Origin of the sequence: Caulobacter sp. BP25 (assembly GCF_002737755.1) — a bacterium.
In the GTDB taxonomy this organism is placed as follows: domain Bacteria; phylum Pseudomonadota; class Alphaproteobacteria; order Caulobacterales; family Caulobacteraceae; genus Caulobacter.
Genome location: NZ_PEGH01000007.1, coordinates 95,285 through 117,393, shown reverse-complemented (window position 1 = coordinate 117,393; position 22,109 = coordinate 95,285). Strand labels below are relative to the sequence as shown.

General features: G+C 67.2%; 20 protein-coding genes. 13 read left to right on the top strand and 7 right to left on the bottom strand.

Features of this window, described 5'->3' with window-relative positions; genetic code table 11:
* The first annotated feature begins 186 nt into the window (after window positions 1-186).
* From CSW59_RS04440 to CSW59_RS04425, 4 genes are all read left to right on the top strand, one after another.
* A complete protein-coding gene (locus CSW59_RS04440) occupies window positions 187-405 on the top strand; it encodes a hypothetical protein (RefSeq protein WP_099442894.1) in 219 nt (72 codons plus the stop codon).
* A complete protein-coding gene (locus tag CSW59_RS04435; protein WP_099442893.1) occupies window positions 329-3,034 on the top strand; it encodes a ribonuclease E/G in 2,706 nt (901 codons plus the stop codon). Before CSW59_RS04440 ends, CSW59_RS04435 begins: the two co-directional genes overlap by 77 nt.
* Before the next feature lie 139 nt (window positions 3,035-3,173).
* Window positions 3,174-4,610, top strand: a complete 1,437-nt coding sequence (locus CSW59_RS04430; protein ID WP_099442892.1) for a M48 family metallopeptidase — start codon at window positions 3,174-3,176, stop codon at window positions 4,608-4,610.
* Between the two features lie 27 nt (window positions 4,611-4,637).
* Entirely contained in the window at window positions 4,638-5,378 is a 741-nt protein-coding gene (locus tag CSW59_RS04425; RefSeq protein ID WP_099442891.1) for a DsbA family protein, read from the top strand.
* A gap of 3 nt (window positions 5,379-5,381) precedes the next feature.
* On the opposite strand, the gene CSW59_RS04420 is transcribed toward CSW59_RS04425, so the two are convergent.
* A complete protein-coding gene (locus tag CSW59_RS04420) occupies window positions 5,382-6,206 on the bottom strand; it encodes a thiazole synthase (protein WP_099442890.1) in 825 nt (274 codons plus the stop codon).
* 129 nt (window positions 6,207-6,335) lie between these two features.
* Entirely contained in the window at window positions 6,336-6,536 is a 201-nt protein-coding gene (thiS, locus tag CSW59_RS04415) for a sulfur carrier protein ThiS (protein WP_099442889.1), read from the bottom strand.
* A gap of 79 nt (window positions 6,537-6,615) precedes the next feature.
* Between thiS and aroQ the strand changes: the two genes are divergently transcribed.
* From aroQ to aat, 4 genes are all read left to right on the top strand, one after another.
* On the top strand, window positions 6,616-7,056 hold the full coding sequence (gene aroQ / locus CSW59_RS04410) for a type II 3-dehydroquinate dehydratase (RefSeq protein ID WP_099442888.1): 441 nt from the start codon (window positions 6,616-6,618) through the stop codon (window positions 7,054-7,056).
* Between the two features lie 64 nt (window positions 7,057-7,120).
* Window positions 7,121-7,630: an acetyl-CoA carboxylase biotin carboxyl carrier protein gene (gene accB / locus CSW59_RS04405; RefSeq protein WP_099442887.1), complete on the top strand. Its 510-nt coding sequence runs from the start codon at window positions 7,121-7,123 to the stop codon at window positions 7,628-7,630.
* Window positions 7,631-7,635: 5 nt separating this feature from the next.
* Entirely contained in the window at window positions 7,636-8,982 is a 1,347-nt protein-coding gene (gene accC, locus CSW59_RS04400; RefSeq protein ID WP_099442886.1) for an acetyl-CoA carboxylase biotin carboxylase subunit, read from the top strand.
* A gap of 13 nt (window positions 8,983-8,995) precedes the next feature.
* The gene (gene aat, locus CSW59_RS04395; RefSeq protein WP_099442885.1) at window positions 8,996-9,649 is read left to right on the top strand and encodes a leucyl/phenylalanyl-tRNA--protein transferase; all 654 of its coding nucleotides are present in this window, start codon (window positions 8,996-8,998) and stop codon (window positions 9,647-9,649) included.
* Here aat and CSW59_RS04390 read toward each other — a convergent pair.
* Both CSW59_RS04390 and CSW59_RS04385 read right to left on the bottom strand, forming a co-directional pair.
* Window positions 9,586-10,245, bottom strand: a complete 660-nt coding sequence (locus CSW59_RS04390) for a DUF2155 domain-containing protein (protein ID WP_099442884.1) — start codon at window positions 10,243-10,245, stop codon at window positions 9,586-9,588. The two genes, aat and CSW59_RS04390, sit on opposite strands and share 64 nt — an antisense overlap.
* A gap of 5 nt (window positions 10,246-10,250) precedes the next feature.
* Window positions 10,251-10,646: an NADH:ubiquinone oxidoreductase subunit NDUFA12 gene (locus tag CSW59_RS04385; protein WP_099442883.1), complete on the bottom strand. Its 396-nt coding sequence runs from the start codon at window positions 10,644-10,646 to the stop codon at window positions 10,251-10,253.
* A 281-nt stretch (window positions 10,647-10,927) separates the two neighbouring features.
* Here CSW59_RS04385 and CSW59_RS04380 point away from each other — a divergent pair, with 281 nt between their 5' ends.
* Window positions 10,928-13,645 (top strand): ribonucleotide reductase, encoded by a 2,718-nt coding sequence (locus CSW59_RS04380; RefSeq protein WP_099442882.1) that lies wholly within the window; start codon window positions 10,928-10,930, stop codon window positions 13,643-13,645.
* A 158-nt stretch (window positions 13,646-13,803) separates the two neighbouring features.
* Window positions 13,804-14,697 carry a pentapeptide repeat-containing protein gene (locus CSW59_RS04375; protein ID WP_099442881.1) on the top strand — a complete coding sequence of 298 codons (894 nt, stop codon included), beginning with the start codon at window positions 13,804-13,806 and terminating at the stop codon, window positions 14,695-14,697.
* A gap of 99 nt (window positions 14,698-14,796) precedes the next feature.
* Here the strand turns inward: CSW59_RS04375 and aspS are convergent, their stop codons facing one another.
* The gene (aspS, locus tag CSW59_RS04370; protein WP_201722710.1) at window positions 14,797-16,635 is read right to left on the bottom strand and encodes an aspartate--tRNA ligase; all 1,839 of its coding nucleotides are present in this window, start codon (window positions 16,633-16,635) and stop codon (window positions 14,797-14,799) included.
* A gap of 120 nt (window positions 16,636-16,755) precedes the next feature.
* Complete coding sequence (gene tpiA / locus CSW59_RS04365; RefSeq protein WP_099442880.1) at window positions 16,756-17,517, bottom strand: triose-phosphate isomerase; 762 nt, start codon at window positions 17,515-17,517, stop codon at window positions 16,756-16,758.
* A gap of 139 nt (window positions 17,518-17,656) precedes the next feature.
* Here tpiA and CSW59_RS04360 point away from each other — a divergent pair, with 139 nt between their 5' ends.
* A complete protein-coding gene (locus CSW59_RS04360; RefSeq protein ID WP_099442879.1) occupies window positions 17,657-19,618 on the top strand; it encodes a peptidyl-prolyl cis-trans isomerase in 1,962 nt (653 codons plus the stop codon).
* Window positions 19,618-21,153 carry an anthranilate synthase component I gene (trpE, locus tag CSW59_RS04355; RefSeq protein WP_099442878.1) on the top strand — a complete coding sequence of 512 codons (1,536 nt, stop codon included), beginning with the start codon at window positions 19,618-19,620 and terminating at the stop codon, window positions 21,151-21,153. The genes CSW59_RS04360 and trpE overlap by 1 nt, the downstream gene beginning before the upstream one ends.
* 25 nt (window positions 21,154-21,178) lie before the next feature.
* Here the strand turns inward: trpE and CSW59_RS20905 are convergent, their stop codons facing one another.
* Window positions 21,179-21,388, bottom strand: a complete 210-nt coding sequence (locus CSW59_RS20905; RefSeq protein WP_099442877.1) for a hypothetical protein — start codon at window positions 21,386-21,388, stop codon at window positions 21,179-21,181.
* Between the two features lie 115 nt (window positions 21,389-21,503).
* On the opposite strand from CSW59_RS20905, the gene CSW59_RS04345 reads away from it, so the two are divergent.
* Window positions 21,504-22,100 (top strand): aminodeoxychorismate/anthranilate synthase component II, encoded by a 597-nt coding sequence (locus tag CSW59_RS04345; protein WP_099442876.1) that lies wholly within the window; start codon window positions 21,504-21,506, stop codon window positions 22,098-22,100.
* Window positions 22,101-22,109 lie beyond the last annotated feature (9 nt).

Genomic DNA, 22,109 nt, shown 5'->3' with positions numbered 1-22,109 from the left:
GACTACATCGTTTCGAGATGCGGCCGACCGTGCGGGCAAGACGCCTACCGTAACGCCGTATCGAGGGGCCCGCGTCGGGCTCAAACGCCGCTCTGGCGACGACGCGCCATCCGATCCGCGCCATCTGGCGCGACACACGAACCATCCAATCCGCGCCCCGCGCGGTAGGGACAAAACGAAACCCCCATGGGCTGCGCCGCACCCGACCGCCTTTGGCACCCGACCCTTCGCAACCGCGCTGGCGGGGCAACGGTCGGCGACGCGCGCGCTCTTCATTCATATCGGCGACCGGGCCTAGCGCCCGCCGCGCGCCGTGGAGACTTCCTTAATGTCGAAGAAGATGCTGATCGACGCAGCACACGCCGAAGAGACGCGTGTGGTCGTCGTGGACGGAACCCGGGTTGAAGAATTCGATTTCGAAAGCCAGACCCGCAAACAGCTTCGTGGAAATATCTATCTCGCCAAGGTGACCCGGGTTGAACCCAGCCTGCAGGCTGCGTTCATCGAGTATGGCGGTAATCGCCACGGCTTCCTGGCGTTCAACGAAATCCACCCCGACTACTACCAGATCCCGGTCGCCGACCGCGAAGCGCTGATGCGCGACGATTCCGGCGATGACGAGGATGACACCCCGATTTCGCGTCGCGCCACGGGCGGCGACGACGAGGACGACGTCAACGGCGGCGATCACGCGATCGACGACGATGACGACGATGACGTCGAGGAAGAGCTGGCGCGCCGTAAGCGCCGGCTGATGCGCAAGTACAAGATCCAGGAAGTGATCCGCCGCCGGCAGATCATGCTGGTTCAGGTCGTCAAGGAAGAGCGCGGCAACAAGGGCGCGGCCCTGACCACCTACCTCTCCCTGGCCGGTCGCTACGGCGTACTGATGCCCAACACCGCCCGCGGCGGCGGCATCAGCCGCAAGATCACGGCCGTCACCGACCGCAAGCGCCTGAAGAGCGTCGTCCAAAGCCTGGACGTTCCGCAAGGCATGGGCCTGATCGTCCGCACGGCCGGCGCCAAGCGCACCAAGGCCGAGATCAAGCGCGACTACGAATATCTGCTGCGTCTCTGGGAAAACATCCGCGAGAACACGCTGCACTCGATCGCTCCGGCGTTGATCTACGAGGAAGAAGACCTCGTCAAACGCGCCATCCGCGACATGTACGACAAGGACCTGGACGGCATCTGGGTCGAAGGCGACGCCGGCTACAAGGAAGCGCGCGATTTCATGCGCATGCTGATGCCGAGCCAGGCCAAGAAGGTCTTCAACTATCGCGACCCGACCCCGCTGTTCGTGAAGAACAAAATCGAGGACCATCTGGCCCAGATCTACTCGCCGGTCGTGCCACTGAGGTCCGGCGGCTATCTGGTGATCAACCAGACCGAGGCCCTGGTCGCGATCGACGTCAACTCGGGCAAGGCCACGCGCGAGCGCAACATCGAGGCCACGGCCCTCAAGACCAACTGCGAAGCGGCCGAGGAAGCCGCCCGCCAGCTGCGCCTGCGCGACCTGGCCGGCCTGATCGTCATCGACTTCATCGACATGGATGAAGCCAAGAACAACCGCACGGTCGAGAAGGTCCTGAAGGACGCACTCAAGGACGACCGCGCGCGCATCCAGATGGGCAAGATCTCTGGCTTTGGCCTGATGGAGATCAGCCGCCAGCGTCGCCGCACCGGCGTCCTGGAAGGCACCACCCACGTCTGCGAACACTGCGAAGGCGCCGGTCGCGTCCGCTCGGTGGAGTCCAGTGCTCTCGCCGCTCTGCGCGCGGTCGAAGTCGAGGCCCTGAAGGGTTCGGGCAGCGTGATCCTGAAGGTCTCGCGGTCGGTCGGCCTCTATATCCTGAACGAAAAGCGCGCCTACCTACAGCGTCTGCTGGATACGCACGGCCTGTTCGTGACCGTTGTGGTCGACGATAGCCTGCACGCCGGCGACCAGGAAATCGAGCGCACCGAGCTTGGGGAACGCATCGCCGTCGCGCCTGCGCCCTATGTCGATGAGGACGACGACTTCGACTACGCCGCCTTTAACGACGAGGCCGAGGAAGACGACGAAGAAGTCCTTGAGAACGAGGACGACATCGAACGCGAAGACACCGATGACGACGACGCCTCCAGCCGCAAGCAGGCGCGCGATGACGACCGTGGCGACCGCAAGGGCCGCCGCCGTCGCGACCGCCGTCGCGGCCGTCGCGACGACCGCGAGACCGAAACAGAAGTCGACGCCGAGGCCGAGGCCGAAGGTGACGAGGAAGACGCCGATGACCGCGCCGAGTTCGGTGACGAGGACGAGGACGCCCGCCGCCGTCGCCGCCGTCGCGGCCGTCGTGGCGGCCGTCGCGGCGGTCGCGAAGACGGCGATCGCCCGACTGACGCCTACATCTGGATCCGTCCGCGGGTCCCGTTCGGCGAAAACGTCTTCACCTGGCACGATCCGGCGACCCTGGTCAGCGGCAACGGCGGCGAAGGCCGTCGCTCAGCGCCGGAAGCTCGCGCCGAAGCCCAGGCCGAACGTCCGGAACGCATCGAGCGCGAGGAGCGTCCCGCTCGCGAACGCGGCCGTCGCGGCCGTGACCGCGGTCGCCGCAACCGCGACGAGACGCCGGCTGTCGACGCGGCCGTCGCCGAAACGGCTTCGCCCGTCGAGGTCGTGACCGCCGCAGAGCCGGGCGAGGCCTTCGAGGCGCCAATCCTGGCTCCGCCCGCGATCTCCGCCCCGCCCGCCGATGTCTGGGTTGAGCTGCCCGAGACCGAGGAAGCGCCCAAGAAGCCCAAGCGCACGCGCTCGCGCAGCAAAAAGGCTGTCGCCGAGTCCGCCGAGGCGGTCGAAGCCGTCGCCGAGGTCGTCGCTGAGACGGTCGCTCTGGCTCCGCCGGAGCCCGAGGCCGCTCCGGCCATCGAATCCGCGCCAGCCCCGGAACCGGAAGTCGCCGCCGAAGTCGCTCCGGCGACTCCGGCCCAGCCTGATCCGGCCGAGATCACGACCCCGCCCGAAAAGCCGCGCCGCGGCTGGTGGCGCCGGTAGTTGAACGGATCGGCCCGCGTTTTCGGGTGAGAACGCGGGCCGAAATCGTCGCAGGGACGAGTGCGGCCCTTGTTCCCTCGCCCAGATAATCCAAGTTAGATTGCTGGAGTTCGCGGGGGCGCGATCTGGAGATCATTCGATGACCTCGCGTCGAGGGCATGCCAGAAAACGCGGAGTTCGAAGCCGTCTTGGCGTCGCGCTATCGGCGCTGTCGATCTTGGCCTCGGGCCTCTCGGCGCCCCAGGTCGCCTTCGCCCAGGACGGTGGCCCGTCTCTAATCCGCGACACCGAGATCGAAGAGATCCTGCACCAGGACGCCAACCCGATCTTCGCGGCGGCGGGCCTGGATCCCAAGAACGTCCGGATCCTGATCGTCGGCGACAAAAGTCTGAACGCTTTCGCGACCCAGGGTCTGCAGATGGGCCTGAACACGGGTCTCATCCTGCAGACGGAGAACCCGAACCAGCTACGCGGCGTCATCGCCCACGAAACCGGACACCTGGCCGGCGGCCACCCGATCCGGTCGGACGAGATGATGCGCGCGGGCCTCAAGCCCATGATTCTGACCATGGGCTTGGGCATTCTGGCGGCTCTGGCCGGTTCCCCCGACGGCGGCGCGGCCCTGATCGTCAATTCCCAATACGCCGGCGCCCTGGGCGCCCTTGGCTATAGCCGCGAGCAGGAGTCGCGCGCCGACCAGGCTGCGGCCGGCTTCCTGGAGGCCACCGGCCAGTCAGGACGCGGCCTCGTCGAGTTCTTCGACAACTTCCGCTACCAGGAAGTCTTCGACCAAGCCCGCCGCTTCGCCTATTTCCGCAGCCACCCGCTGTCGTCCGAACGGATCGAGGTGCTGCGCAGCCGCGTCGAGCGTCAGCCGCACTACATCGCGGTCGATACGCCTGAGGACCTCGCGCAGCACGAGATCATGAAGGCCAAGCTGGAGGGCTTCCTCAACCCACAGGTCGCCTTGATGAAGTACAAGGAGACCGACGCCAGCTTTCCGGCCCGCTACGCGCGCGCCATCGCCTACTACCAGATGAAGGACCCCGACCGGTCCCTGAAGCTGATCGACGCCCTGATCGCCGATCACCCGGATAACCCCTACCTATGGGAGCTGAAGGGCCAGGTGCTGTTCGAATTCAATCGCATCGCCCAGGCCGAGGAGCCCCAGCGAAAGTCGGTTCAGCTCAAGCCCGACGCCGCCCTGCTGCGGGTCAATCTGGGCCAGACTCTGATCAATCTGGACGAGCCCGCCAAGGTCGAGGAAGGCGTCAAGGAGCTGAAGCGCAGCCTGCTCAACGAGCCTGACAATACAGTGGCCTGGCGCTTGCTGGCTCAGGCTTACGACAAGCAGAACAAGGACGGCGAAGCGCGCCTCGCCACCGCCGAGCAATACTTTTCGCTCGGCGCCGTGCGCGAGGCCCGGGTCTTCGCCATGCGGGCTCGCGAACTGTTGCCCAAGGACACGCCCGACTGGCGCCGCGCCACCGATATCGTCCTGGCGTCGCGTCCCTCCAACCAGGACCTGAAGGACCTGGCCAAGGACGGCGCGGTCCAATCCCATCTCGGCCGATAGACGGCCCTACTCTAATTTGAGACTTCGATGACCCTGCTCCGTCGCGCCGCGCCCCTTGCTCTGCCGCTGGCTCTCTCCAGCCTCGTTCTCGCCGGCTGCGACCAGGCCAAGCCCGACAAGGCGTTCGGCGAGAAGGTCCGCGCCTACCTGCTCGAGCACCCCGAGGTGCTGATGGAGGTGAGCCAAGCGCTGCAGGAAAAACAGGCCAGCCAGCAGCTGGTCTCGGCTCAGAAGGCAATCGGCCAATACCGTCAGGCCATCGAGCGCGATCCGCGCGACGTCGTGATCAATCCGGCCGGGACGATCACCGTCACCGAGTTCTTTGACTACCGCTGCGGCTACTGCCGCCATGCCGCGCCTGAGATCATCGACCTTGTCCAGAAGAACCCGGACATCCGCCTTGTGCTCAAGGAATTCGTGATTTTCGGCCGCGACAGCGAGGCCGCAGCGCGCCTGATGCTAGGCGCCAAGGACCAGGGCAAGAGCCTGGAGCTCCACAAGGCGCTGATGGCCGAAAACGCCTTGGACGCGGCCGGGGCTCTGCGCATCGCCAAGGGGCTGGGGATCGACCTCGACAAGGCCAAGGCCGTTGGCGAGAGCGAGGCCGTGAGCCAGCACCTGGCCGACACCGAGGCCCTGGCCAAGACTCTCGCCCTGCAAGGCACCCCGGCCTTCATCGTCGGCGACACCCTGATCCCCGGCGCCGACATCAACGCCCTGAAGCTGGCGATCGAGCAGACCCGGGCCAGCAGGGCGAAAGCGGGCTGATCGCTAGATCAGTCCCGCCAGCGGTGAGCTGGGATCGGCGTAGAGACGCTTCTGCATACGGCCGGCCAGATAGGCCTCGCGGCCGGCGATGACGGCGTGCTTCATCGCCTTGGCCATGCGGATCGGGTCCTTGGCCTCGGCGATGGCGGTGTTCATCAGGATGGCGTCGCAGCCCAGCTCCATGCCGATCGCCGCGTCCGAGGCCGTCCCCACGCCGGCGTCGACCAGCACGGGCACCTTGGCGTTCTCGACGATGATCCGCAGGTTCACGCGGTTCTGGATGCCCAGGCCCGAGCCGATCGGCGCGCCCAGCGGCATGATCGCCACCGCGCCCGCCTCTTCTAGCTTCCGGGCATAGACCGGGTCGTCCGAGCAGTAGACCATCACCTGGAAGCCGTCGGCGACCAGCAGCTTCAGCGAGCGCAGGGTCTCTTCCATGTCCGGGAAAAGGGTCTTGGGGTCGCTAAGGACCTCGAGCTTGACGAGATCCCAGCCACCCGCCTCGCGGGCTAGGCGCAGGGTGCGCACGGCGTCCTCGCCGGTGAAGCAGCCCGCAGTGTTCGGCAGATAGGTAAACTCGCTCGGCTTGACGTAGTCGACCAGCAGCGGCTGGCTTGGATCGGTCAGGTTCACGCGGCGCACGGCCACGGTGACGATCTCGGCCCCGGCCGCGCGGGCGGCGGCGGCGTTGGTGGCGTAGTCCTTGTACTTTCCCGTCCCGACGATCAGGCGCGAGCGGAAGGTGCGGCCGGCGACGGTCCAGGTTTCTTCGGTGTCGCCAGAAACCTGAGGCGTCGAGACGGTGTCGGGGGAAACGTGCGCGTTCATGCGGTTGGTTTACGCCCCCGTCCGTTCCCTGTCATCCCGGGCGAAGACCCGGGACCGCAACAAACTCGGCGCATCCCGAGGTCCCGGCTCGGCGCGCTTCGCACTTGGCCGGGATGACAGCCGTTAGGATCAACCGCCGCCGATAAAAGTGACGATCTCGATGCGGTCGCCATCGCTCATAGCCGTGTCGGCATAGGTCGAGCGCGGGGCGATCTCGAGGTTGCGCTCGACCGCCACCTTACGGGCGTCCAAGCCCAGCGACGCCACCAGATCGGCGATCGTGCGCACCTCGCCCACGTCCCGTTCTTCCCCGTTCAATAGAAGTCTCATATCGCCTCCGAAGCGAGCCCTGCTTGTGACCTGAGGGAACCGGCTATACAAGACCTCCCGGAATCGACGGCGGAGCCGCATGGTAAAACCGATCCACGTGCTGAACGGACCCAATCTCAACCTGTTGGGAACCCGCGAGCCCGAGATTTACGGCAAGGACACGCTCGAGGATGTCCGGACGCGCTGTGAGGCGCGGGCGGCTTCGCGCGGCGTTTCGGTGGTCTTCCGCCAGTCCAACCACGAGGGCGTGCTGATCGACTGGGTGCAGGAGGCGCGTGTGTCGGCCTCGGCGCTCATTCTCAATCCGGCCGGTTACGGCCACACCTCGATCGCGCTGCTGGATGCGCTCAAGACCTTGAGCATTCCGGTGATCGAGTGCCATTTGTCCAACCCGGCGGCGAGAGAGGAATTCCGCCGTCATACTTATGTGTCGCTGGCGGCCACGGGGATCGTCTCCGGGTTCGGCGCGGCGAGCTACGAATTAGCGATCGAGGCCGCTTTCGGCCTGATCGGCGTTTAACGAGAACCTCGCCCCAGCGCTTTTCCGCGGCGCGCGGCGTTTCAGAACAACAAGGTAAGCTTCCATGTCGAACCCCAAGGCCCCCGCCGATCCGGTCGAAGCTCCGGCCATCGACGCCCGTCTGGTCCGCAAGATCGCGGACATCTTGAAGGACACGGGCCTGTCCGAGATCGAAGTCGAGCATGCCGGCCTGAAGATCCGCGTCGCTCGTGAGCTGACCGCCGCGCCGGTCAACTACGTTCAAGCCACGGCTCCGGCCTACGCCCCGGCGCCTGCCGCGGCTCCGGCTCCAGCCGCCGCGCCCGCCGCCGAAGCCGCTCCGGCGCCGGCCGCCGCTCGCGGCGACACCGTGAAGTCGCCGATGGTCGGCACCGCCTACCTGTCGCCCCAGCCGGGCGCCGACGCCTTCGTTAAGGTCGGCGACACCGTCGCGGCCGGTCAGACCCTGCTGATCGTCGAAGCCATGAAGACCATGAACCCGATCTCGGCCCCGAAGGCGGGCAAGATCGTTGAGATTCTTATCGCCGACGCCCAGCCCGTCGAGTTCGGCGAGCCGCTCGTCGTTATCGAGTAACGATCATGTTCGACAAGATCCTGATCGCGAACCGGGGCGAGATCGCGCTCCGGGTTCACAGAGCCTGCAAGGAAATGGGCATCGCCACGGTGGCCGTCCATTCCGAGGCTGACCGCAACTCGATGTGGGTGCGCCTGGCTGACGAGAGCGTCTGCATCGGCCCGGCCCCCGCCGCCAAAAGCTATCTGAACATCCCGTCGATCATCGCGGCCGCTGAGATCACCGGCGCCCAGGCGATCCACCCGGGCTATGGCTTCCTGTCCGAGAACGCCCGCTTCGCCGAGATCGTCGGCGCGCACGGCTTCACCTTCATCGGTCCCAAGCCCGAGCACATCCGGATGATGGGCGACAAGATCACCGCCAAGCAGGCCGTGAAGGACGCCGGCATCCCGGTGGTTCCCGGCTCGGACGGCGGCGTGTCGACCGAGGAAGAGGCCTTCGAGGCCGCAGAGAAGATCGGCTTCCCCGTGCTGATCAAGGCCGCCGCCGGCGGCGGTGGTCGCGGCATGAAGGTCGCCCAGACCCGCGAAGATCTGGCCGAAGCCGTCTCGACCGCCCGTTCGGAAGCCCGCGCTGCGTTCGGCGACGACACGGTCTATATGGAGCGCTATCTCCAGAAGCCGCGCCACATCGAGCTGCAGGTGATCGCCGACAGCCATGGCAACGTCGTGCACCTGGGCGAGCGCGACTGCTCGCTGCAGCGTCGTCACCAGAAGGTGCTGGAAGAAGCCCCCTCGCCCGCCCTTTCGGCCGAAGGTCGCGCCAAGATCGGCAAGGTCGTCGTCGATGCGGTCAAGGCCATCGGCTATCTGGGCGTCGGGACCATCGAGTTCCTGTGGGAGAACGACGAGTTCTTCTTCATCGAGATGAACACCCGCTTGCAGGTCGAACACCCGGTCACCGAAGCCATCACCGGCATCGACCTGGTGCGCGAACAGATTCGCATCGCCGCCGGCCTGCCGCTGTCGTTCACCCAGGAAGACGTCGTCTTCGAAGGCCACGCCATCGAGTGCCGGATCAACGCCGAGAACGCGCGGACCTTCACGCCTTCGCCGGGCACGATCACCGACTTCCATGCACCGGGCGGTCTTGGCGTGCGCCTGGATTCGGCGATCTACACCGGCTATGCGATCCCGCCCTACTACGACAGCCTGATCGGCAAGCTGATCGTGCATGGCCGCGACCGCGCCGAGTGCATCGCCCGCCTGAAGCGCTGCCTGGCGGAAATGGTCGTGGGCGGTGTGGAGACCACGATCCCGCTGTTCCAGGACCTCCTGGTCCAACCCGATATCCTGGCCGGGGACTACAACATCCACTGGCTGGAGCGCTGGATCAAAGCCCAGGAAGCCTAAGGTCCGGGTGGCGATGGAAGACGCCTTCACGGTCGATGACCTGATCGCCTGCTACGCGCGTGGCGTCTTCCCCATGGCCGACGCCCGCGAGGACGAAAGCCTCTTCCTGATTGATCCCGAGCGGCGGGGCGTCTTGCCGCTCGGGGATTTCCATATTCCCAAGCGCCTAGCGCGCACGGTCCGCAACGGTCCCTATGAGATCCGCATCGACACCGCCTTTGACGCGGTGATCGAAGGCTGCGCGGCTTCGAAGCCGGGCCGCGTCGACACCTGGATCAACCACCCTATCCAGCGCCTTTATGGCCAGCTCTACGCGCGAGGCCTGGCCCATAGCGTCGAGACCTGGTTGGAGGGTGAGCTCGTCGGCGGGCTTTATGGGGTCTCGCTGGGCGGCGCTTTCTTCGGAGAGAGCATGTTCTCGACCGCGAGAGACGCCAGCAAGGTGGCGCTGGTGCACCTGGTCGCGCGGCTGATCGCTGGCGGATACCAGCTCCTGGACACCCAGTTCCTGACAGATCATCTGACGCAGTTCGGGACCATCGAGATCAGCCGCGCCGACTATCGGAAGCGCCTGGCCAAGGCCCTGGCCGTCCAGGGCGACTTCTACGGCTTGGCGGGCGGCGCGACCGGGATCGACTGCTTGCAGGCGATCAGCCAGGCGTCATAGACGGGATGCTGCAGCGGGTTCAGGCCCGGCGAGCTGGCGTACATCCACCCCTTGTAGATTTGGCGTCCGGCGGGTGCGGGGCGACCGGCCTGCGCCTTGGGTTGGGTGTCGACGATCACATAGGCGGTCGTTTCCGGCGCGACCTCGTCAGACGCCGCCGTCTCGCAGGCGCGGACCGTGAAGACCAGGGTCTTGTAACGGATCGGCTGCCCGACCGGGACCTCGAAGCGCATGGTCTCGGTCGTGACCTTGTCCAGCGCCTGCATGATCGCAATGGCGTAGCGCTGCCGCTTGGCGGGCTCAGGCGGCTTTACTGGCGCGGCGGGAGCCGGCGGCTTCTCGGGCGTCGCGACGGTCGGCGTTGGCGCGAGTTGCGCGTTGGGCGTCGCCGTGGCGGGCCCGCCTTGCGGAGGTTGCGATGGGCGCAGTTCTGGCTGGGAGGCTGCTGGACGTGCGGACTGAGCAACCGGCGCCTGAGGCGCGCCCGGCGGGGTTTGAGCGGATTGCGGCGTTGTCTGGCGAGCGATCGCCGCGCTGGCGCCAACCAAACCGGCCAGCGCCGCGGCAGCGGCGATCCAGGACGCCCGGCGGGCCATCCGTCTTATTCCGGCGACCAGGCTTGGTAATCGCTGGTGGCGGCCGCGCGCTCACCGCCGCGGGTCAGAGAGCCCTTCGGACGCCAGGCGTGGACGGTGCCGGTCAGGTTCGGGAGGTGATCCTTCTCCCAGTCGCGGCGTTTCAACGGCGCCTCGGTCGGCGGTTCGTCGAACGTATAGTGCAGCCAGCCGCTCCAGTCCGGCGGGACCTTCGAGGCTTCGGCGTAACCGTTGTAGATCACCCAGCGGCGCTTGCGCTGATCGTAGCTGTCGCTGTTATCGCGCGCCTCGAAGTAGCGGTTGCCCTGCTCATCCTGGCCCACGAAGACGCCGCGACGGCCGATGTGGAAACGCTGACCCAGGGTCGCGCCGTTCCACCAGGTGAAGATCGCTTTCAGCACTAGGTTCGCACCCGAAACTTAAGAGGGCTCAAGACAGGCCGCGACCAGCGCGGCGAAGCGGCGCGACTATAGGGCTCCGGGTCGTCAGCGTCCAGCGCCGCGCCACCCCTGCCAACTTCAACATCTTGTGGATTAGCCCCCATGCACCCGCAACATCTATTGAGAGGCGCGGCAAGAGGCTCTAGCGTAGGTGCGACCTTACGCGCATCCCGACCGCGTGGAATCACGCGTTAAGGATTTGGTAAGCCTAAAAGCTGGCAGACGGAACCAGGAAACGTCCCATGCGCACGCCCGCCAAAGCCGCCGGAACGCTTCCCGCGATGGAATGGCGCGACCTTGAGCGCGCCGACAGCATCATCGTGGTCGCCGCCCCCGCGACCTGGACGGACGCGCGCGTCGAGGCCTGGCTCGACTGGGCCGGAACGATCGAGGCCAAGGCGCCGCTGGGCGGCGGTCCGGCCCGCTATGCCGAGCGCGTCGCCAAGATCGGCCTCGCGCGCGGTCTGTTTGGCGACAAGGCGGACGCTGCGGCCTTCAAGGACGCACTGCTGGCGACCATGCTGGCCGGGTATGCGACGCCCGCGGGCGGCCAAGCTGGCCTCTCGCTGCTGCCCGACATCAGCGAGATCGAATTCCAGACGACGACGCATCAAACCTTGGCCAGGCGTCGCGCGGCGGCTCTGGCCGCGCAGGCCTCCGGCCGGCTCGACGCGGCCCTGGCCCAGGTGGCGGACGCCGTAAGGCGGTGCCAGGGCGACGCACGCGCTTGCTCGGACGTTCGCAAGAACCCCGCTCTCGCCCGCGCGGCGCGCAAGGCGCGCGAACTCGGCGCCGACGACCGCACGATCCTCGAAGCCATCGCTACCGCCGACGCCCCGCGCGCGCCGCTGACGGACCTGGCGCCGCCCGCCGAAAACGACATGGTCGCCTCGGCCTCGCGGCAGGGCGTGGCCGCTGGCGACGATGCCGCCGGCGTGGCCGCTCACCTTGCCTGGGAAACGGGCGCCCTCACCCTGACCTTCTCGCCGCAGGACGCTGAGATTCTGGCGCACGGTGTGGCGGTTGGCGCAGCCATCGACGCCAGCGCCTTCCTCGACGCGGAGGGCTTCGACGTCGAGCGCTTCACCGAGGTCTGCCACCTGTGGGGCACGGCGCTGGAACTGGATCGCGGCGACCAGCAGGCCCGTCTGTCGCTCGCGGGCGTCGGTGATTGCCTGCTCAGCCAAGGCCTGTCCCAGACCAGCCAGGAAGGCCGGGACGGCGCCGCCGCGCTATGGGCCCTGGCCGTCGGCGCGGCTCTGTCGGCCAGCGCCGAGGCCGCCACCGCTCTTGGTCATGACCCGGCCTACGCTCAGGATCGCCAAGGCGTGCTGAAAACCCTGGCCGAGCGTCGGGTCCGCGCCGCCGCCTTGCGCTCCGAACTCGCCACCGAAGCCGCCACGGCTCTGGCCACCGCTCACGGCCTTGCTAAGAAGCACGGTCTTCGCTCGATCGCCCTGGTCGGCCCATTCGAGGACGCCGAAGCCACCCTGCGCCTGGGCGGCGCGCCCGTCGGCCCGGCCGGCGCGATGTCGCCGGTGTCGGTGGCCCAGACGGCCGACGGCCTTCTGCTGCCGACCTTCAGCCCCGCCGCCATGGAAGCGCTGTCGACCGAAGGCGCGGATCTCGACGCCGCCCGTCGCCACGCCTTGGGCCACGGGACCCTGGCCGAGAGCCCCGCGATCGACCACACCATGCTTCAGGCGCGCGGCTTCACCGCCCACGAGATCGAGAAGGCCGAGAACGCCCTGCGCGAATGCCGAGGCCTGCGCGCGGCCTTCGTCCCGGCCGTCGTCGGCGCCGGCTTCCTGCGCGACGTCCTGGGAGCCTCGGCCGAGGATGTCGCGCGCCGCGACTTCGACACCCTGGCCTTCGCAGACTTTACCGAGGACGAGATCCAGGCGGCCGAGCGGTACGCTCTTGGCGCCGGCCGCCTGGGCGACTGCCCGGCCCTCAATCCCGAACTCCGCGAGGCCTTCCGCTCGGCGGAAACGCCAACCTTCGCCGACCGCCTGGCCATGCTGACGGCGGTGGAGGGCTTCGCTTGCCTGCCCACCACCGTGCCGCTGCCCATCGCCTTCGACGCCCGTCCAGCCGATGCTGTCCGGGCGCAGGCCGCCGCCGCGCGCGCCGGCGTTCGCGCTCTGCGCCTGCAGCGCGCAGCCCCGCCGGCCGAGTTCAAGCTTGAGATTCCCGAGGAACCGGCCGCCGAGCCGCCGCGCGCCGCCCCGATGCGCGAGCCGATCGTCACCGAGCGCGTGGTCGAGAAGATCGTCGAGCGCGACCGCGCGCGCCGCCGCCTGCCCGACCGTCGCAAGGGCTATATCCAGAAAGCGGCGGTGGGTGGCCACAAGGTCTATCTGCACACCGGCGAGTATGAGGACGGCGAGCTGGGCGAGCTGTTCATCGACATGCACAAGGAAGGCGCGGCCTTCCGCAGCCTGATGAACAACTTCGCGATCGCGGTGTCGCTGGGCCTGCAGCATGGCGTACCGCTGGACGAGTTCGTCGACGCCTTCGTCTACACTAAGTTCGAGCCAGCGGGCCCCGTGACGGGCAACGACTCGATCAAGTCGGCGACCTCGATTCTGGACTACGTTTTCCGCGAGCTGGGCGTGTCGTATCTCGGCCGAGACGACCTGGCCAACGCCGATCCCAGCGAGTTCAACGCCGACGGCCTGGGCGCGGGCAAGCAGCTCGTTGACGACGACGACGGTGAGCTTGATCCCGTTCCCGCCAGCCGCTTCATCTCGAAGGGCTTCTCGCGCGGCGCCACGCCAGACAACCTCGTCTTCGCCGCCTTTGGCCGTCGCCGTGTGGAAGGCGTCGAGCGCCCCGGGGTCGAAGGCGAGATGTGTCCGTCTTGCGGCGACCTCTCGCTGGTCCGCCGAGGCGCGATCGCGGTCTGCGACACCTGCGGCGCGCAGACCGATCAAACCGGACCCATAGCCTCGTCCTGAGCCTGCCGGCTTATCGACCGCCCATTGAAATCGGCGGCGCGCACCCGCCTGCGCCGCCGTTAAAACCCCGTCATTACCGCGATTTAAGTGGCTTCCGGCGCCTACCGGGTCCAAACCGTAACTCACACAGTCGCGTTATGGACTGCACGGAGAAATTGATGTTTCGCTTTGGCGCCTCCATCGCCGCCTTGTCGCTGAGCCTGCTGGCCATGACCGGCCAGGCGCAAGCCGCGACCGAGGACCGGGATGTCGCCAAGCTGACCTCCTTTGGCGGCACCTGCGCCAACTGTGATCTGGCTGGCCGCAAGCTGATGAACGCCAAGTTCGCCGGCGCGAAGTTCGTCAAGGCGATCCTGATTGGCGCTGACCTGCGCGGCGCCATGTTCTACGGCTCAGACTTCGGCTGGGCAGATCTCAGCCGAGCGGACCTGCGCGGCGCCGAGATGCGCGGCGCCAACTTCACCCAAGCCAATTTCACCGACGCGCGCATGTCTGGCGTCGAAAGCAGCGGCGCCGACTTCACCCAGGCCATCCTGGTCCGCGTCGATCTGTCCGCTGCGGAGATGCACGGGGTGAAGATGTCTGGCGCCAATCTGCAGAGGGCGCGCTTCGCCAATGTTGAGCTGATCGCGGCGAACCTCTCCGGCGTCAACGCCCGCGACGCCGACTTTTCGAACGCCGACATCAATCACGCCAATTTCCAGGGCGGCCGCTTCGACGGCGCTGTTTTCCGCAACGCCGACCTGACGGGTTCGAATCTGCGTGGCGCCATCTTTTCCGGCGCGGATTTCCGCAACGCCGATCTTTCGATGGTGACCCTCAGCGGCGCGGACCTGTCTGGAGCCCGAGGTCTGGACCAGGATCAACTGGACGACGCCTGCGGCGATGGTGGCACCCGCCTGCCCTCAGGCCTGACCGTTCGCCCTTGCAACGGCGTCCGCGGCTCGCAGCAGTTCATGCTGTGGCGAGAAATGCCCAAGGTCCCGTCGGCCGCGCCGGCGCCACCGGCGCCACCGGCCCCACCCAAGGCCCCCAAGGCGCCCAAGTGGTGAGGCGCTGAAGCACTAGCCGGCCGGCTAAGAAAAGCCCTCCGGTCGAAGGACCGGAGGGCTTTTCTTTTGCGGTGACCGCCGGTCCTAGACCGTGATCGCCTAGACCTTGATGGGGGGCGCGGTGCGGATGTGCAGCTCCTTGAGCTGCTTATCGAGCACGTTAGCCGGCGCGTTCATCAGCAGGTCCTGGCCCTGCTGGTTCAGCGGGAAGGCGATGACCTCGCGGATGGCCACCTGGTCGGCCAGCAGCATGACGATGCGGTCAATGCCGGGCGCCAGACCGCCGTGCGGCGGCGCGCCGTAGCGGAACGCGTTCAGCATGCCGCCGAACTGCTCCTCGACGACCTCGGGCCCGTAGCCGGCGATCTCGAAGGCCTTGAGCATGATCTCGGGCTTGTGGTTCCGGATCGCGCCCGAGCACAACTCATAGCCATTGCAGACGATGTCGTACTGGTAGGCGCGGATGGTCAGCGGATCCTGGGTCTCCAGGGCCTCCAGACCGCCTTGCGGCATCGAGAACGGGTTGTGGCTGAAGTCGACCTTCTTCTCGTCCTCGTTCCACTCGAACATCGGGAAGTCGACGATCCAGCAGAACTTGAACTGGTCTTCGTCGACCAGTTTCAGCTCCGTGCCGACGCGCGTGCGGGCCAGGCCCGCGAACTTGGCGAACACAGCGGGATCGCCGGCCACGAAGAAGGCGGCGTCACCGGCGCCCAGGCCCAGCGACTCCATCAGCGCTTGCGTCGGCTCGCCCAGGTTCTTGGCGATCGGACCGCCCCAGCCGCCCTGGTCTTCCGACCAGAAGACGTAGCCCAGGCCCGGCTGGCCTTCGCCCTGGGCCCAGCTGTTCATGCGGTCACAGAAGGCGCGGCTGCCGCCGGTCGGGGCCGGAATCGCCCAAATCTGGTTCTTGGCGTCGGCGCCCAGGATCTTGGCGAACAGGCCAAAGCCGCCGTCACGGAAGTGCTCCGAGACGTTCGCCATCTTGATCGGGTTGCGCAGGTCCGGCTTGTCGCTGCCGTACCAGGCCATCGACTGGGCGTAGGTCAGACGCTCGAAGCCCTTATGCTCGAACGTCGCGCCGAAGTCGTTGGTGAAGGTGTTGGTCTGGCTGATCGGCGAGACGCGGCGACCATTGCCGAACTCTTCGAACACGCCGTGCATCACGGGCTCGATCGCCGCAAACACGTCTTCTTGCGTCACGAAGCTCATCTCGACGTCGAGCTGGTAGAACTCAAGGCTGCGGTCAGCGCGCAGGTCTTCGTCGCGGAAGCACGGGGCGATCTGGAAGTAGCGGTCGAAGCCCGAGACCATCAGTAGCTGCTTGAACTGCTGGGGCGCCTGCGGCAGGGCGTAGAACTTCTCCGGATGCAGACGCGAGGGCACCAGGAAGTCGCGCGCGCCTTCCGGCGAGCTGGCGGTGAGGATCGGCGTCTGGAACTCGTTGAAGCCCTGCGCGAACATGTGGTTGCGGATCGACTGGATCACGCGCGAGCGCAGGACGATGTTCTTGTGCAGCGTCTCGCGACGCAGGTCGAGATAGCGGTGCTTTAGGCGGATCTCTTCCGGATAGTCCGGCTCACCGAAGACCGGCAGCGGCAGCTCGGCGGCCTCGCTCAGCACCTCGACGGCCGAGACGCGGATCTCGATCTCGCCGGTCGGGAGGTTAGGGTTCACCACGCTGGCGTCGCGGGCGATGACCTCGCCGTCGACGCGGATCACGCTCTCGGCGCGCAGGCGCTCGACCACGTTAAAGCCCGGCGTCTCGGGGTGCAGGACCAGCTGGGTCAGGCCGTAGTGGTCGCGCAGGTCGATGAAGACCAGACCGCCGTGGTCGCGCTTGCGGTGGATCCAGCCCGACAGGCGCACCGATGAACCGGTGTCGGAAGCGCGAAGGGCGCCGCAGTTGTGGGTGCGATAGGCGTGCATCGAGGTCATGAAAGTCTTGAATACGCGGTGATTTGCAAGGCGCGGTAAGGCGCACGTGGGCGCCGCGATGTCAAGGATTCTGGGACAAACCATGCGCTCGCACGGCCTGTCCCAGCATACCCTACGCCGTCAGACGGCCTCTATGATTGCCAGGAAATCCTTGGCCTTCAGTGACGCCCCGCCGACCAGGGCCCCGCCCACCTCGGGCGCGGCCAGGATTTCGCGGGCGTTGTCGGGCTTCACCGAGCCGCCGTAGAGGATCGGTGTCGCGCGACCTTGCCCGCCGAAACGCGCCGCCAGCTCGGCGCGAATGGCGGCATGCATCTCGATGATGTTTTCAACCGAGGCGACGTGGCCAGTGCCGATGGCCCAGATGGGCTCGTAGGCAACATTGAAAGCCTTGCCTTGGAGCCCGTCTGGCAGCGAGTTGCGCAACTGGCCGACCACGAAGCTCACCGCTTCGCCCGCCTGGCGCTGCTCCAGGCTTTCGCCAACACAGATCACCGGCTCTAGCTCCGCGACCAAAGCCGCCTCGACTTTTGCGGCCACCTGCTGGCAGGTCTCCCCGTGATCCGTCCGGCGCTCGGAATGGCCGACAATAACCATGGTTCCGCCCGCGTCGCTGATCATCTCGGCCGAGATGTCGCCGGTGTGGGCGCCGCTGGCTTTCGGATGACAGTCCTGACCGCCGACCAGGACGCAAGAGCCCTCGGCCGCCTGCGCCAACCGGTGCAAAAGCGTGGCCGGTGGGAAGATCGCGACGCGCGCCGCCGGGGGGCGCTGCTCCAGCGCCGCAGCGACAGCGCGCGCCTCGTCGAGCGCGACCGAAAGGCCGTTCATTTTCCAGTTTCCGGCGATCAACGGCCGGGGCGTCGTGCTTGAAAGGGTCATGAGCGCCTTCTTGGGGACACGCTCGCTTGGGAAGTCAAGCCCGCGCCGCTTGCCCCCGCGCCCGCGGCTCTACTATACCCGCTGCTCTCGACCGCTTTGCTCGTTGCGTTGGCGGTCCGACTGGAAGGTTGTCGCCCTCATGCTCGCCGGTTTCCGCTCCTTCGCCAAATCGCCCTTCGCGATCGTGCTGTTTGGCCTATTGATCGTCAGCTTCGCCATCTTCGGCATTAGCGACGTCTTCAAGGGCCCGCGCGGTTCGGGCGTGATCGACGCCGGCCCGCGCGAGATGTCGGCCCAGGACTTCAAGCTGCGCTTCGACAACTACCGTAAGGAGATCGAGCGCAGAAACGGCGAGGCGCTGACGCCGGATCAGGCTGTCGAGCGCGGCCTCGACAACCAGATCGTCCAGGAGCTGGCGCTGCAGGAATCGATCGCCGCCGCCATCGCCAAGATGGGCGTGGTTCCCTCGGACAAGCTCATCGCCAAGGTGGTCCACGACCAAATGAGCTCGCTGCCGCCTGGCCAGCGTCCGTTCGACCCGATCACCGGCAAGTTCGACCCAAAGCTCTACGCCGCCCTGCTGGCCCAGAATGATCTGACGCCGCAGACCTACGAGGCCTCGCTGCGCGACGAGATCGCCCAGGGGCATTTCTTCTCGGCGGTCGCCGAAGGTCTGAAGGCCCCGCGAATCTACGCTGCCCTGCAGGCCGCCTATGGCCTGGAGACGCGCGATATCGCCGCCTTCGCCGTCAATCCGGCCTCGGTCGAAAAGCCGGCGCCGCCGACCGACGCTCAGCTGACGGCGTTCATGAAAGAAAATGCCGATCGTCTGACCCGCCCCGAGACCCGGGTTCTGTCGATCATGCGCGTAAGCGCTCAGGCGCTGGAGCCGACCGTCGCCCTCAACCCGGCTGACGTCCAAAAGGCCTTCGATTTCCGCAAGGACAGCCTGGCCAAGCCCGAAACCCGTTCGCTGATCCAGATCGTCGCGCCGGACGCCAAGGCCGCCGCCACGATCTCGCAACGCCTCGCCAAGGGCGAGGACCCGGCCGCTGTCGCCAAGGCCTATGGAAAATCCCCGGTTGTTCTGGCTGACAAGCCGAAGACCGCCCTGCCTGACCGCAAGGTCGCCGACGCCGCCTTCAGCCTGGCCGCCGGTCAGGTCAGCGGCCCGATCAACGGCGAGCTGGGCGTCTCGGTGGTCAGGGTCACCAAGATCACTCCGGGCGTCGTGGCGACGCTCGACAGCGTTCGCCCGCAGATCGAGGCCGAGGTTCGCGCCCAGACGGCCCAAAGCAAGGCCTATGAGCAGACCCAGGCCTATCAGGACGCCCACGACGCCGGCGCCGATCTTGTCGCCGCGGCCAGCAAGGCCGGCGCGATGGTCGTCACGACCGCGCCGATCACCGCCCAGGGCGCCGACCAGATGGGCCAGCCCTCACCGGGCCTGACGCCTGACATGATCAAGACCGCGTTCGGCCTGCCGGAAGGCGGCGAAAGCGAACTGATCGAGCTGGGCAAGGGCGAGTACTACGCCGTCAAGGTCGAGAAGGTGGTCGCGGCAGCCATGCCGCCCCTGGCCGAGATCAAGCCCCAACTGAGCGCCATCTGGATGAGCCAGGAGATGGGCAAGCGGCTGAAGGCCAAGGCCGATGCTCTGGCCGCGCGCGTCAAGAAAGGCGAGTCGCTGGAAGTCGTCGCCGCATCCGCCCAGTCCAACATCCAGCGCGTGCCGGGCCTGTCGCGCCAGAACGCCCAGCAGCACATGGGCCTGGGCCAAGCCTTCCTGGGCGCTGCCTTCAGCGCCAAGCCGAACGAGGTGTTCACCGCTCGCGCCGGCCAGCAGGGCGAAGCCTATGTGGTCGCCAAGCTGGAAGCTGTTCGCGCCGCGCCGACCAACGACGTTGCGCGTTACACCGTGCTTGCTCAAGCCCAGGCCGCTAACGGCCTGATGCGCGACCTTGGCGAGGCTTCACGCGCCGCCGCCAAGGCCCAGCTGAAGACCAAGACCAACCTGACCCTGGCCCGCCAAGCCATCGGCGTCGACACCGACGCCCTGGCCAAGGCGGAAGCCGCCAAGGGTGGAAAGAAAGCCGAGTAATGAGTCTGGAACCCGCCTTCGACGCCTTTTCGGAAGCCTATGACTCCGGGCGGCAGCAGGTTGTCTGGACGCGTCTGATCGACGATCTGGAGACGCCGGTCTCGGCTTATCTGAAGATCGCCCAGACGCGCCCCTACAGCTTCCTGTTCGAAAGCGTCGAGGGCGGCGCCTGGCGCGGTCGCTACTCGATCGTGACCATGAACCCAGACCTCGTCTGGCGCTGCCGCGGCGACCAGGCCGAAATCGCCGAGGGCGACGACATCGCCGCTGGCCGCTACACGCCTCAGCCGGGAGGGACGTTGGACAGCCTGCGCGACCTGGTCGCCCGCTCGCGCATGGAGCTGCCCAAGGGCCTGCCGCCCATGGCTGCCGGCGTGTTCGGCGCTCTGGGTTACGACCTGGTCCGACTGGTCGAGCGCCTGCCCGATGTCAACGAGGACACCCTGGGCCTGCCGGACGGGATCATGACCCGCCCGCAGATCGTGGCGATCTTCGACGCCATCGCCCAGGAGATCATCCTGACCACGGCGGTGCGGCCCAAGGCTGGCGTCTCGGCCAAGGAGGCCTATGAGGCCGCCCGGTCGCGGATCGAGACGGTCATGGCCGACCTCCAACGCCCGCTGGCCCACGACGCCCCGCGCGCCCCGCGCGGTCCGATGGACTTCACCACGCCGGTCAGCCGCGCCGACTACCATCAGGTCGTGGCCAAGGCGAAGGACTACATCGCCGCCGGCGACATCTTCCAGGTGGTGGCCAGCCACCGCTTCCGCAGCGCTTTCGACCTGCCGCCGTTCGCTCTGTATCGCTCGCTGCGGCGAACCAACCCGTCGCCGTTCCTGTTCTTCCTGAACCTGGACGGCTTCAACCTCGTGGGCTCCAGCCCCGAGATCCTGGTGCGCCTCCGCGACGGCAAGATCACCATCCGCCCGATCGCCGGCACCCGCCCGCGCGGCGCGACGCCTGAAGAGGACGCGGCCCTGGAAGCCGAACTGCTGGCCGATCCCAAGGAGCGCGCCGAACACCTGATGCTGCTGGACCTCGGCCGCAACGACGTTGGCCGCGTGGCCATGCTCAATCGGGCTGGCCGCAACGCACCCGCCGAACGGCCCAAGGGCCCGAACGTCCGCGTGACCGAGAGCTTCAAGATCGAGCGCTACAGCCACGTCATGCACATCGTCTCGAACGTCGAGGGCAACGCGCCCGAGGGCGTCGATCCGGTCGACGTGCTGATGGCCGCCCTGCCCGCCGGCACGCTCTCGGGCGCGCCCAAGGTGCGGGCCATGGAGATCATCGACGAGCTGGAAGTCGAAAAGCGCGGCATCGGCTATGCCGGCGCGGTCGGCTATTTCGGCGCCGACGGCTCGGTCGACACCTGCATCGTGCTGCGAACGGCGCTGGTCAAGGACGGCATGATGTATGTGCAAGCCGGCGGCGGCATCGTCGCCGACAGCGATCCGGACGGCGAGTACGACGAGACCCTGCATAAGTCCCGCGCCCTCAAGCGCGCGGCCGAGGAGGCCTGGCGATTCAGCTGAGCCTTAGGGCTGATTAACAACGTCCTCAGGGATCCCCGAGTCGGTCCTGCGGCAGGTGCTGGGTGACTGCCGGCGGCGCCAGCACCATCACCGTGGCGAAGCTGATCGCGCAGATCGCAGCGAAGGCCGCAGCGGCCAGGACCGGTCCCAGCTTCTGGGCGCGCGTCTTGGGCCGCAGCAAAGCGCGGACATAGGCGGCGGCGACAGGGTCCAGGGCGGAATCACGCGGGTCCATGCGCCCATCATGCTCAAGACCGCGACCGCTGTAACCGTTACTGAAAGCCGCAGGCGAAAATGGCGCTACACATCCGCCCGCCTCGCGCTAGAACCGACCTCCGAAAGGCGGCGTCATGATCCTCGTCATCGATAACTACGACAGCTTCACCTACAACCTCGTCCACTATCTGAACGAGCTGGGCGCGGAGACCGAGGTCTACCGCAACGACGCCCTGACGGTGCAGGAGGCCCTGGGCCTGAAACCCGCCGCCGTGCTGCTGTCGCCGGGCCCCAAGGCGCCGGACCAGGCGGGCATCTGCCTGCCCCTGCTGCGCGGCGCGCCGGAAGACCTGCCCATCCTAGGCGTCTGCCTGGGCCACCAGGCCATTGGCCAGGCCTATGGCGGCGAGGTAATCCGCGCCAAGCAGGTCATGCACGGCAAGGTCAGCAAGGTCCGCCACAACGACAAGGGCATCTTCAAGGGCCTGCCCAACCCCTTCACCGCCACCCGCTACCACAGCCTCGCCGTCCGCCAGGAAGACCTGCCGCCCGAGCTGGAGGTCACCGCCTGGACCGACGACGGCGAGATCATGGGCGTGCAGCACAGGACGCGGCCTGTGTTCGGCGTTCAGTTTCACCCGGAATCCATCGCCACCGAAGGCGGCCATCAGATGCTGGCGAACTTCATGGACCTGGCGGGCGTGAAGCGCGACACGGCGGTCTGGGTCTAGGTCCGCCGC

Excerpts from the sequence above, each read along its gene's own strand:
- CSW59_RS04440 (WP_099442894.1), top strand. The coding sequence starts at position 187 with ATGGGCTGCGCCGCACCCGACCGCCTTTGGCACCCGACCCTTCGCAAC.
- CSW59_RS04435 (WP_099442893.1), top strand. The coding sequence starts at position 329 with ATGTCGAAGAAGATGCTGATCGACGCAGCACACGCCGAAGAGACGCGT.
- CSW59_RS04430 (WP_099442892.1), top strand. The coding sequence starts at position 3,174 with ATGACCTCGCGTCGAGGGCATGCCAGAAAACGCGGAGTTCGAAGCCGT.
- CSW59_RS04425 (WP_099442891.1), top strand. The coding sequence starts at position 4,638 with ATGACCCTGCTCCGTCGCGCCGCGCCCCTTGCTCTGCCGCTGGCTCTC.
- CSW59_RS04420 (WP_099442890.1), bottom strand. The coding sequence starts at position 6,206 with ATGAACGCGCACGTTTCCCCCGACACCGTCTCGACGCCTCAGGTTTCT.
- thiS (WP_099442889.1), bottom strand. The coding sequence starts at position 6,536 with ATGAGACTTCTATTGAACGGGGAAGAACGGGACGTGGGCGAGGTGCGC.
- aroQ (WP_099442888.1), top strand. The coding sequence starts at position 6,616 with ATGGTAAAACCGATCCACGTGCTGAACGGACCCAATCTCAACCTGTTG.
- accB (WP_099442887.1), top strand. The coding sequence starts at position 7,121 with ATGTCGAACCCCAAGGCCCCCGCCGATCCGGTCGAAGCTCCGGCCATC.
- accC (WP_099442886.1), top strand. The coding sequence starts at position 7,636 with ATGTTCGACAAGATCCTGATCGCGAACCGGGGCGAGATCGCGCTCCGG.
- aat (WP_099442885.1), top strand. The coding sequence starts at position 8,996 with ATGGAAGACGCCTTCACGGTCGATGACCTGATCGCCTGCTACGCGCGT.
- CSW59_RS04390 (WP_099442884.1), bottom strand. The coding sequence starts at position 10,245 with ATGGCCCGCCGGGCGTCCTGGATCGCCGCTGCCGCGGCGCTGGCCGGT.
- CSW59_RS04380 (WP_099442882.1), top strand. The coding sequence starts at position 10,928 with ATGCGCACGCCCGCCAAAGCCGCCGGAACGCTTCCCGCGATGGAATGG.
- CSW59_RS04375 (WP_099442881.1), top strand. The coding sequence starts at position 13,804 with ATGTTTCGCTTTGGCGCCTCCATCGCCGCCTTGTCGCTGAGCCTGCTG.
- aspS (WP_201722710.1), bottom strand. The coding sequence starts at position 16,635 with ATGACCTCGATGCACGCCTATCGCACCCACAACTGCGGCGCCCTTCGC.
- tpiA (WP_099442880.1), bottom strand. The coding sequence starts at position 17,517 with ATGACCCTTTCAAGCACGACGCCCCGGCCGTTGATCGCCGGAAACTGG.
- CSW59_RS04360 (WP_099442879.1), top strand. The coding sequence starts at position 17,657 with ATGCTCGCCGGTTTCCGCTCCTTCGCCAAATCGCCCTTCGCGATCGTG.
- trpE (WP_099442878.1), top strand. The coding sequence starts at position 19,618 with ATGAGTCTGGAACCCGCCTTCGACGCCTTTTCGGAAGCCTATGACTCC.
- CSW59_RS20905 (WP_099442877.1), bottom strand. The coding sequence starts at position 21,388 with ATGGACCCGCGTGATTCCGCCCTGGACCCTGTCGCCGCCGCCTATGTC.
- CSW59_RS04345 (WP_099442876.1), top strand. The coding sequence starts at position 21,504 with ATGATCCTCGTCATCGATAACTACGACAGCTTCACCTACAACCTCGTC.